This is a genomic window from Streptomyces milbemycinicus (assembly GCF_002154605.1).
Taxonomy (GTDB): Bacteria; Actinomycetota; Actinomycetes; order Streptomycetales; family Streptomycetaceae; genus Streptomyces; species Streptomyces milbemycinicus.
This window is the reverse complement of the sequence record NZ_MUNE01000684.1, coordinates 1-7,697: the sequence shown is the minus strand read 5'-3', so window position 1 is coordinate 7,697 and position 7,697 is coordinate 1. Positions and strand designations below refer to the sequence as shown.

Genomic DNA, 7,697 nt, shown 5'->3' with positions numbered 1-7,697 from the left:
ACCTCGCCCCCAGGCGGTGCGCTGGACCCCGACCATGCCCTGGACGCGGACGACGTACTGGACGTGCAGACTGCGCGGATGTCGCCGCCACTTCCCTCTCCCACATGGATCGCCCCAGGCCCGGCTGTCATTCTCCCACCCGTCACTGACGAACAGGCATGACGGATGGTTCGCGATCAGGCCCGTTCTTTCCCTCACCTACTGGATTGCGGCGGTGCGGCGCGGACAGGGTAGGCTGGCACCTCATCCCGGGCGCATAGCTCAGCGGTAGAGCGCTGCCCTTACAAGGCAGATGTCGGCGGTTCGAACCCGTCTGCGCCCACCAGTGAAAAGACCCCCAGCCGATCCCGGTCGGGGGTCTTCGACATCCACAGATGACATCAACGTCGGCGGCGGCCGTGGCGTCCGGCGACATCGCCGCGCCCCAGGGCCTCGCGCTCCTGCCGGACCGCCCTCTGCATTGATCACCACTTGACGTTTTACGATGCCGATCAAGTTGCAGCCTCCAAGGTGCCTGCTCACACTTGTTGTGCGCGTTTAAGTGTGTCGCCCCACGCCGTTTCCAGGGCAACCTGCCAAAGGAGCGTCCTATGGCCAAGATCCTTTGCGTGCTGACCGGCGCGAGCTACTGGACCCTGAAGGACGGGCACCGACACCCCACCGGGTACTGGGCCGAGGAGTTCGTTGCGCCTTACAGCGTGTTCACCGACGCCGGACACGAGGTCACCGTGGCAACTCCGCGTGGGACCGTCCCCGTTGTGGACACGATGAGCCTGGAGCCCCGTATGGCGGGCGGCGAGGAGAACGCCCTCCGGGAGGAGGCCGTCATTGAGGCGGCGGATGAGCTGCGGCACCCCATCTCCCTCAAAGAAGTGCGCCTCGAGGACTATGACGCGGTCTACTACCCCGGAGGTCACGGCCCGATGGAAGACCTCTCGGTCGACGCCGACTCCGCATCACTGCTGCGAAAGGCACTCGCTTCCGGCAAACCACTCGGCATCGTCTGCCACGCCCCGGCTGCTCTCCTCGCGACCCGAGACACAAACGGCAACACGCCCTTCGCGAACTACCGGGTGACGGGTTTCTGCAACGAGGAGGAGATCGGCGTCGGCTTCGCCGACAAAGCCAAGTGGCTGCTGGAGGACGAGTTGAAGAAGCTGCCCACCCAGTATTCGCGGGGTCCCGCCTGGAAGCCGTACACGGTCGTGGACCGCAACCTCTTCACAGGACAGAACCCCGCTTCCTCGGGTCCTCTCGCCAAAGAGCTTGTCGAGGCCCTGTCGTGAACCGCCTCGGCGCCGCACCGAACGGCGCGGCCTGCGCTTATGGCCTGTTGGGACCGTCCTTGCTGTGACCTTCGCCGCCGCGATCACCGGGGCGGCCGGTCGGCGCGGGCCGAAGTACGCTCGCGGGCCAGGGAGCCGGCCGGGGCGAACGCTCCGGCCGCCGACGGTCAGACAGCCGCCAACTCGCACCCTCCGGCTCGTCCAGCCACAGCGTATGAGCACCGTCCACGGAGACCGACAGGCCATAGCGGTCATGCCCCGGCCGCCCAGCATCCCGCCAGTAACTGATCAGCGGCTCCCGCTCGGCCCACAGATCACGGGGGCCGCCGTGGTCGAGCCGAGCGGACTGGACCCCGGTCATGGCGATACGCGCCCACGACGAGGTGACCGGGTCGAAAAGGCATCGCATCTGCCGGCCGTCATCGTCCGCCAGGGCGAACTCGACGACCCCCGGCTGGACCAGCGAAGCAAGCAGCTGCGGCATGGCAGCGTCCAGGCTCGCCGGAATGGTGATCTCCCGGGCCTGGTCGGACCACGTCAGCAGCGGCTGCACGAGCCGCCCCGTGGCGGTCCCCACAGTGTCAGGGCTCGACCGGGCGGTCATGAAGTTGGCCAGCTCGGGGAGGAACCGGCCGTCGGCCGAGTGGTCGGCCGTCACGGACAGGCGCGCGATGCCGCAGCCGATATTGGCCACGATCACCCCGCCCGGGCGGACTTGCTCTCGCCAGGCGTTCGGGATCCTGCCGACGCCGCACGTCGCCAGAAGCCGGTCGTACGGCGCCCGTTCGGGGCAGCCAACCGTCCCGTCGCCGACGACGAGTGTCGGCTCGTACCCGGCCTCGCGCAGTCGCGTCTTCGCGACCGCCACCAGGTCGGGGTCGACGTCCACGGTTACGACGTTGTCGCTGCCGAGGCGGTGGGAGAGCAGGGCGGCGTTGTAGCCGGTGCCTGCGCCGATCTCCAGCACGGTGTCCGCGTCCTGGACGTCGAGGGCTTCAAGCATGTGGGCCATGAGGGAGGGCTGCGTCGACGAACTGGTGGCGATGCCGTCCCTGTTGAACTGGGTCAGCAGGGAGACGTCCCGGTAGGCCGTGACCAGCCACGCGGGGTCGCCCTTGCTGTACCTGTGCAGGCTGCCCTGCGCGCGGACGGAGAATTCGGGGACGAACTCGTGGCGGGGGACGCTCAGGAAGGCGGCACGCCACGGCTTGGTCCGGACCCAGCCAGCCCTCACCAGGTGGTCGGCCATGTGTTGCCGCAGCTCGTCAGCCGACGGTACTTCGGTGATCATGTGTGGGCCCTCTCCAGTAGGTCAGCGAGTGCTCGGGTGATGGGCGCCCTCAGGTCCGGGATGAATCCCCACTGCCCGTTGGGGTTGACGTCGACCAGGTACCAGTGGCCCTGTGGGTTAACGAGGAAGTCCAGGGCGACGTATTGCAGGCCGAACGTGTACATCAGCATGTGGACGCCCCCGGCGATGCGCTCGGGCACGTGGCAGGGCTTGAACGTCAGGCTGCCGTAGTCCGACCTGAAATCGAGGCGGGCGGCGTCTGAGCCCGCGTGGATCTCTGCCGCGAACAAGCTGTGCGCGACCGCGGTGAGCCGCACCTCGTACGCCTTGTCCACCCACTCTTGGAACTGGTGCGCGGTGCGCCTGACGGACTCATCGATCTCACCCGGCCGGACCTGCGTCGTCCACAGGGCCTGCGGCCGGTCGTCCTGGTCGCTGGGGTGGGTGGTGCCGAGCGCCTTGTACGCGGCGACTTGGCCCGGCAGCGCGGAGACGAACTTGCGCGCCTGGTCCGGGTCGTTGGTGATCAGCGTGCGGGGGACAGCGAGCCCGCCGCGGGCCGCTGCGGCCAGGGCGACGGGCGGGTACGTAGCGAGCGCGTTGCGGTTCGGGTGGTTCACCCACAGGCAGGGCAGCGAGTACGTCATCCCGCTGAACCCGGCTTGCGCCTCGGCCTGGGCCCATCGTGCGTCCTGCTCGGACATGTCGGGGTGGAGACGGGGCGCTCCGGGGCGCCGGTAGTACACAGATCGGATGTCGCTGAGAGACACGTCCCGGTGCTGACCGCGTAAGACGCCCTGCCACGACGTCAGGTCGGGGCCGATCCGGGCCGACACGGTCAGGTTCTCCGGGAAGTCACCGGGGTCGAGACGATGTACGCGTACGGATCGCTCGTTGAGCTCCGCTATGACCAGGTCAGCGGTCGAATCATCGGGCCGGGTCAGCACCAGGACGGTCATGGTTCAGATCCTTCTGTCAGCCGTCAGTCCGTGTCGTTCGCCGTGTCGGTCGCCAGCTGGTTGTCCTCCTTGGTCTGCGTCGTCGTCGTGAGCTTCGTCTTCATCGACGGCTCGCTGATGAACGGCGTCCCGGTCTCGGTCACGCTGATCTGCCGCTCCGGGCAGAGGTGCAGGGCCGGCATCACGAACGCTTCGCCCGTCACCGGGACGGTCTTGGACAGGCCGAACGGCCTGACGGTCGAGGTGGCCGGGCGATCGAGGGTGTGGGTCGGTGCCATGATGCGCTCTCCTTCAGGATGTAGATCTTCGGTCGTCGTGCATTTGCGGCCCGCTCCGGCCGGCCGTCCTCACCAATCGGCGAGCGGCCGGAGCGGGGGCTGCGTGCCCGCCCGCCTCCGGGGCGAGATGGAGGCGGGCGGACGCTGGGAGGTGGGCCGCTGACACACGCTGGTCCGGGACGGGGGAACCGGACCACCAGCGGCCCACCGGTCTATGTGGCGTCCGACTTCAGCCCTCGGCGGGCGGAGTCTTGTGGCAGCCGCAGTCACAGCGGACGGTGAAGATGAGTAGGCCGCGGGTCGCGGGCGGGACCGGCGCCAAGCGAACCTCGCCCGGGCCCTTGCAGAACGCGTGGATCTCGTCGGGCGTGGTGTCGGGCTGGTCGTTGTACATCTGGCAGTACGGGGACAGGCGCCGGGCGTCGGCCGGGGCGGTCACGACGCCAACCTCTCGCTACGGCTGAGCTGGAGGGCCACGAGGACGTCGTAGAGGTTCGCGTCGGGGGGAGGCATTCGGTGGTTGCAGTCCGGGCACAGGTGGCGCAGGCAGCCGGGCCCGGATGCCGAGAAACGGACCACGGTGATCGGCTCTCGCGTGGGCTTGTCGCAGCGGTAGCAGAACTGCGTCACCGGGAGCCCTCCTCGCGGGGGCCGATCGCTTCGCGGGCCGCAGCCTGAAGTGCGGCCAGGAGTGCCGCCGGGTCGGTGAGGTGCCGGTCCCGGGGCGGTACGCGCCAGCGAACGCCCGGTCCCTTCCGGCAGTCGACGGGGGGCACCTCGATGAAGGCGGTCGCCCCCCAGACTTCGACGCCGGGCGGCCAGTCGATGTCGTACTGGTCGGCGGTGCCGGGGGTGGTGAGCCAGTACAGCACCCCGTCGTAGGGGTTCTCGATCACGGCGCCCGTGGCCTCGCCGAGCGATTCCAAGGCCCGTTTGCCGAGGAGGTGGGGGACGCGCACGGCGTCCCACGATTTACCAGCGGGCTGCAGCTGTGCGCTGCGGCCGCTCGGCGGTGTCCACGGCAAGGCTCTGATTGTCATGGTCGGCTCCCCTGAGGGTGACGTGTGTCCGTGCCGTGACGCTAAGTGAGACGCACGTCACACCTCAATGGCACTTCTGCGGAGCCGCCGACGGAAGTGACAAGGAGAGTTACATCGGTAGGCCGACCGCGTCGGCCAAGGTGCGCATTTCGGGTGTTAGTGTCCTTCGCTTCGCTACCACATCGGACAAAATGTCGCGCGCATACCGCTGACTGGCCAGCCACTCTGGCGCGTTGACGTTCACCTCGGTCAGCACCGAAATCGATTCCCCGTACTGCCGCATCATCACGTGCGCCTTCGCCACATCAAGCCGGTGCCGGTGATACTCCGTGGAGACCGCCAGGCCGCCAGGGCGCGTTGCCGCGCGCAGCACTCGGTCCGGCTGGTCCAGGACGATGTGTCGCTCCGCCGCCTTGTACCGCACCGTGGCCGGGCCCCACGTCGTCAGCCGCTCCGTACCCCGCGGCAACTCGCGTCCCATCAGGACCGCGACGGACCGCGCGAGCCGCATCGTGTCGTCCGCCTCTCCTCGACGGTTGTCGCGGAGATTGGCGGCCGATGCCTGCATCAGCAGCCAGCCCCATGCGGCCAGTTCCTCAGGAGTTGCGCGGGACAGTCGCGGCTCGACGTCGTCAGCCCACCGAGTGGCCAGCTCCCGGGAGGCGGCGAGCTTGCCCTGGCGGACGAGCAGCCAGCTCCAGGTGGCGATGATTCCCGCAGCGCGAAGCCGGTCCGGCGCGTCGTCCAAAGCGCGGCGTAGCGCGGTCTCTGCCGCGCTGTACTGGCGGACCTGAGTGAGTGTCGATCCGGCGATCTGCAGCAGGTGGGACCGTACGTCTCGCGCGTCGGTGGTGTCGCCGAGCGCGTCAGCGTCGCGTAGCAGAGGAGAGAGGAGGCCGGTGAGTTCGCCCAACCGATTGTCGAAGTAGGCGGCCCGCACCTCGGGCAACATGGCGCGGACGCCATCCACCGTGGGGGCCTCGCCTTCGTGGAGGGCGGCGATCTGGACGGCCTGCCGGAGCGGACGCCATTGCCCGGCCGTGTCGTCCGCGCTCTCCTCGTCATCGCGTTCCAGCAGGCTACTGGTGGGGACGCGCAGGCCGACGGCGAGTTGGTGGGCCGTTTCCATGCGAGTGTCGTCGAGGGTTCCCTGCTCCAACTTCCTGATGAGGGAGAGCGATACCCCGGAGGCGACAGCCAGGTCCCGCTGGCTCAGACCACGCCGCTTGCGGATCTTGCGTAGCCGGGCGCCAATGTGAGTTTCTTCGGGCATACTGAACTCCGTTCTGAACTCGACATTCAGACGGTACTCCGGGAGAACCCGGGGATGCAGCGATCGGCCTCCAGATCACCCTGGGGGCCGTCGTGCTGCCCGGGCATGACGAAAGCCTTAGAACCGTTGGTGTGGTTCTAAGGGGACTTGGGAAGGTTTGGTGTGGTCCGGGGGAACCGGGTGTGGCTGATGATGAAGTGCCGCGCAGATGGCTCCCGGGGCATGGCCGCCCGGTTCCCTTGGACGCTCTGACTGCTGATTGAGAGTTGCGACCCATCGCTGACTAAGGCTTCGACGGCGGGGTGTCCCTCGGACCACGAAAACGCAGGTCACTAGGGGTGAGGACGCACGTTGGGCACGAGACATCAGCTGATCTGGGTGGGCATCGACGCAGGCAAGGGCCACCATTGGGCGGTGGCCATCGACGGCGAGGGTGAACGACTGCTGTCGCGGAAAGTTCCTCGCTGACGTGCTGGCCATGGCGGACGAGGTCCGCTGGGCGGTGGACGTCTCCAGCCGCCCCTCAGCCCTCCTCCTGGCTCTCCTGCTCGACCATGGACAGCCGGTCGTCTACATCCCCGGCAAGACCGTCAACCGCATGACGGGGGCCTACCGCGGAGAGGGAAAGACCGATGCGAAGGACGCACGGATCATCGCCGACCTGGCCCGGATGCGTCGCGACTTCCGGCCCATCGAGCCCTCGGTAGAGCTGACCAGCGGGCTGCAACTGCTCGTCGGCTACCGCCACGACCTGATCGCCGAACGGGTGCGGCTGATCAACCGGCTCCGCGAGATCCTGGTCGGCATCTGCCCGGCCCTGGAGCGGGCCTTCGAGTACCGCAAGCGCCCCGGGCTGATCCTGCTGACCGGCTACCAGACGCCGGCGGCCATCCGCCGGATGGGGCCCAAGCGCCTGACGGACTGGCTCGCGCGCCGCAACGTCCGCAGGGCCGCCGCCTTTGCTCAGCGGGCCGTCGAGGCCGCGGCATCGCAGCGGACGACGCTGCCCGGCGAGGACCTGGCGGCGAAGCTCGTGCAGCAGCTGTCACACCGCATCCTCGAACTCGACGAGCGGATCAAGGAGAACGAGCAGGGCATCACCGCCTTGTTCCGCACCGACGAACGTGCCGCCATCATCGAGTCGCTGCCGGGCATGGGGCCGATCCTCGGCACCGAACTCCTCGCCATCGTGGGCGACATGACCAGCCACAGGGACGCCGGTCAACTTGCCGCGCACGCCGGCCTTGCCCCCGTTCCCAGGGACTCCGGCCGCAAGACCGGCAACCTACACCGACCCAAGAACTACAGCCGACGTCTGCGGCACATCTTCTACATGTCCGCCCACGTGTCGATGACGTTGCCCGGCCCGTCCCAGGACTACTACCGCAAGAAGAGAGGCGAGGGGCTGATTCACACCCAGGCAGTCCTCTCGCTGGCCCGGCGTAGAGTCGACGTTCTGTGGGCCATGCTGCGGGACAAACGGCCGTTCAGCCTCACCCCGCCAGTTCCCGCAGCGGCTTGACAACGGGCATTGAGATGCCCCCTCGCTCGGCCCGAAAGGCCAGACGAG

Annotated in this window: 8 protein-coding genes, 1 tRNA gene and 1 pseudogene; 3 read left to right on the top strand and 7 right to left on the bottom strand. The window is 68.2% G+C overall.

The window, feature by feature from the left end; all coding sequences use genetic code 11:
- Positions 1-250 precede the first annotated feature (250 nt).
- Positions 251-325 (top strand) — tRNA-Val (locus CCN51_RS42770).
- Positions 326-590: 265 nt separating this feature from the next.
- A complete protein-coding gene (locus tag CCN51_RS42765) occupies positions 591-1,286 on the top strand; it encodes a type 1 glutamine amidotransferase domain-containing protein (RefSeq protein WP_014180063.1) in 696 nt (231 codons plus the stop codon).
- Between the two features lie 37 nt (positions 1,287-1,323).
- Here CCN51_RS42765 and CCN51_RS42760 read toward each other — a convergent pair whose 3' ends face one another.
- The 7 genes from CCN51_RS42760 to CCN51_RS42730 all read right to left on the bottom strand — a co-directional run bounded on the left by CCN51_RS42760 (position 1,324) and on the right by CCN51_RS42730 (position 6,127).
- Positions 1,324-2,577, bottom strand: coding sequence for a methyltransferase domain-containing protein (locus CCN51_RS42760; RefSeq protein WP_014180064.1), 1,254 nt, complete (start codon positions 2,575-2,577; stop codon positions 1,324-1,326).
- The gene (gene tgmB, locus CCN51_RS42755; protein WP_014180065.1) at positions 2,574-3,536 is read right to left on the bottom strand and encodes an ATP-grasp ribosomal peptide maturase; all 963 of its coding nucleotides are present in this window, start codon (positions 3,534-3,536) and stop codon (positions 2,574-2,576) included. Before tgmB ends, CCN51_RS42760 begins: the two co-directional genes overlap by 4 nt.
- 23 nt (positions 3,537-3,559) lie before the next feature.
- The gene (tgmA, locus tag CCN51_RS42750) at positions 3,560-3,814 is read right to left on the bottom strand and encodes a putative ATP-grasp-modified RiPP (protein WP_014180066.1); all 255 of its coding nucleotides are present in this window, start codon (positions 3,812-3,814) and stop codon (positions 3,560-3,562) included.
- Between the two features lie 229 nt (positions 3,815-4,043).
- Complete coding sequence (locus CCN51_RS42745) at positions 4,044-4,253, bottom strand: hypothetical protein (protein WP_014180067.1); 210 nt, start codon at positions 4,251-4,253, stop codon at positions 4,044-4,046.
- On the bottom strand, positions 4,250-4,444 hold the full coding sequence (locus tag CCN51_RS42740; RefSeq protein WP_014180068.1) for a hypothetical protein: 195 nt from the start codon (positions 4,442-4,444) through the stop codon (positions 4,250-4,252). The genes CCN51_RS42745 and CCN51_RS42740 overlap by 4 nt, the downstream gene beginning before the upstream one ends.
- Positions 4,441-4,854, bottom strand: a complete 414-nt coding sequence (locus tag CCN51_RS42735; protein ID WP_043487703.1) for a hypothetical protein — start codon at positions 4,852-4,854, stop codon at positions 4,441-4,443. Before CCN51_RS42735 ends, CCN51_RS42740 begins: the two co-directional genes overlap by 4 nt.
- A 109-nt stretch (positions 4,855-4,963) precedes the next feature.
- Positions 4,964-6,127 (bottom strand): helix-turn-helix domain-containing protein, encoded by a 1,164-nt coding sequence (locus CCN51_RS42730; RefSeq protein WP_014180070.1) that lies wholly within the window; start codon positions 6,125-6,127, stop codon positions 4,964-4,966.
- Between the two features lie 351 nt (positions 6,128-6,478).
- Here CCN51_RS42730 and CCN51_RS42725 point away from each other — a divergent pair.
- Positions 6,479-7,649: pseudogene (locus tag CCN51_RS42725) on the top strand (IS110 family RNA-guided transposase).
- Positions 7,650-7,697: the final 48 nt, after the last annotated feature.